This window comes from Bradyrhizobium sp. NBAIM18 (genome assembly GCF_020193825.1).
In the GTDB taxonomy this organism is placed as follows: Bacteria; Pseudomonadota; Alphaproteobacteria; order Rhizobiales; family Xanthobacteraceae; genus Bradyrhizobium; species Bradyrhizobium yuanmingense.
On the sequence record NZ_JADYVO010000056.1, the window covers coordinates 1 to 2637 of the forward strand.

Genomic DNA, 2637 nt, shown 5'->3' on the forward strand with positions numbered 1-2637 from the left:
GAGCCGATGACTTCATGATGCCTCCTTCCTCGAACGCTTGGTGCGTCGTACTCGATTACGAAGCTGACGGATTTGGTCGTCTGAGAGCTCGATCTGCCATGGCTGGCCTTTGGCTAACTGACGACCTACCAACAATCCCCGCGCGAGATAGTCGAACACTGTTTGCGGGGTTACTCCAAGCTCAGCCGCTGCGCCCTGAATTGAGAAGCTCCCATCGGGCCAGCGTATCGGATTCTTGTCCACGCCGTTGATTTTGACGGTAGGAATGCCCCAGCGAGTCCGCAACAGCCAGACGTTCTCGCCTTTGAAGGCGCAGCCTCGCGCCGCGACGAAGCCTTCCTGATTGAGTATTGCCGCGATCTCGCCGTCCATTTTGTGTTCAGCGTTCAACTCGATGATCCGTTGCCGCAATCGATCAACGTCGATGTAGTCGCGGTAGGTATGAACACGCCGTTGCACGTGATGCTCGCTGGTTGCACCGGTCCACCACACGATCTTGAACCATACCTGACCTCGGGTCCGCTTCTGATCAAGAACGACTTCGCGGATCACAAATCGCAGAATGCGCTTGCGATCGGCTGCCGACGTGGTGGCCGCGTTCCAAATCCGCGGCAGACTCTCGCCGAGCGCTTGTAGCCCTGCGCATTCCGCCGGGCCAATCAGAAGCGGCTCTTGCACGCGCCAACGCGCATGCTCCTGCTCGACCGCCTCGACGGCACGCAGCCTCTCTTCCCAAGCCCGCTCAAGTGAGCGCGCCACAAGACGGTTCTCGGGCTCTACGGCGTCATACTGGCGCCGAGCGCGCTCGGCATCGTAGCGGGCGCGCTCCACGCGAAGCGCCCACTGGCGCTCGAGTTGATGGCTCTCCTGCTCCATTTGGCCCGCGGCTGCGAGTGCGATCTCAATCTGATCCGGCACCAGGGCATCGAGGACTATCCGTTCAACCAGCGTGTCAACCGCCAAGGCTCGGACTTCCTGGCACATTGCACTGCCTTGCTGGTCCCGATCCGAGCGGCAGCAATAGACCGGATAGTCGGCATTCGGGCCCGTGTAGCGCATGCTCATGCGCCGTCCACAACGACCGCAGACCGCAATTCCCTGTAACAGGGCTGCCCCCTTGCGCGGTACGCCAGAATGTCCTGCCTCATAGCGGCAGACGTTATCTGCCAGTCGCCCCTGGTTGGCCATGAACTCCTCCCAGCTGATATAGCCTGGGTGAGCGGCGTGGAGGCAAACCGCCCAATCGCCGATCGCTACCTTGACCGTTCCCGTCAGCGATCCCGGCCGGCATCGGCTCGGATCCTTTTGCCGGCGGCCATAAACATACGCCCCAGCATAGGCCGGATTCTGAAGGATATTAAGGACGCGTGCACTATCTGGCGCACGCCAGACGATCTCGTGTGGAGATGGTCCAAGCAGTGGTCGAACCGGCAAGGACAATCCGTTCCGGTCCAGGTACCGCATCACACGGCGAGCGCTTTGCAGTTCCCGGAATTTGGCAAACACGAGATGAAGACGGGCCTGCACCTCCTCGTCGGGATTGAGAACAATTGTGCCCGCTCGATCATAGGCGAGCCCGCCTGGCAGCGGTAGCCGCAGTTCGCCCCGCGCCGCCTTTTGGCGTTCGCCTTGGTGCAGGCGCATCCGAAGCTGATGCAACTCCGCCTCACTCATGATGCCGGATAAGCCCAACAGCAGGCGGTCGTGATAGGCGCGTGGATCGTAAAGCCGTTCGCCATCCGCAATGATCACGCCGAACACCGAGCACAGTTCGAGAAGCTGATGCCAGTCCCGGTTATTGCGGGCCAGGCGAGAAGCGTCGAGGCTCACCACCAGACCGGCGTTGCCAAGGCCGATCTCGGCAATGAGCTTCTGGAAACCATGACGATCCACGCCGCCAGCACCGGATTTGCCCAGATCCTCGTCAATCACCTGGACGCGCTCAGGCGGCCAGCCCAGACCGATGGCGCGATCGACGAGGCGGTACTGCAACTCCGTGCTCTCCTGATGCTGGCGCACCTGGTTCACGGATGACTGCCGCACGTAGACATAGGCCAACTTGGCCCGGTGTGCGGTCGTGAGCCGCTCGTCAGCGACGGTCGAACTGATCAGCACGACCCAGTCCCCTTCCGGGCGTGCCGGGGATCGCTTGCATTCGCCGCATCAACGCGGCGATTGTTTGAGCAATCTGGGTTTGCGTCGCGGGCGACAGATTCGGCCACAGGCGCGGAATGTTGGCCGTCCGACGGCCGGGTGGATTTGCCAACGTGGGCAGGGGTCGATACGCAACGCGACCTGGGAGTGGTCGGTGGGTCATCGCGAATCACCTTCTCGTCGAGAAGGCTCAGACTCGCCCTCAAATGTTGCATCAATGGGATCAGCGTACGTACACTGATGCGCGGCAGATCGGCCCTGTTCGGGCGGGAAGCGATCGACGTCTCGGCAAGGTCCGTCGACGCGATCCGAACCCCCCGCCGCCGTCCGTCCGGCAGCCCGACAACGACGTAGGCGGGACCGCGCCCCGACCGCTCCTTCAGCACCTCAAGCCTGTGCCCGAACAAAAAATGATGCGGGTCGGTGATCGTGACGTGAGACACGACACGTTCCAAAATAGGGGTACTCTGCCGTGTTCGGCGA

General features: G+C 61.8%; 1 protein-coding gene. It reads right to left on the minus strand.

Annotated elements, in window-relative coordinates:
• Window positions 1–12: 12 nt before the first annotated feature.
• On the minus strand, window positions 13–2115 hold the full coding sequence (locus I6F17_RS37360) for a recombinase family protein (RefSeq protein WP_109141569.1): 2103 nt from the start codon (window positions 2113–2115) through the stop codon (window positions 13–15).
• Window positions 2116–2637 lie beyond the last annotated feature (522 nt).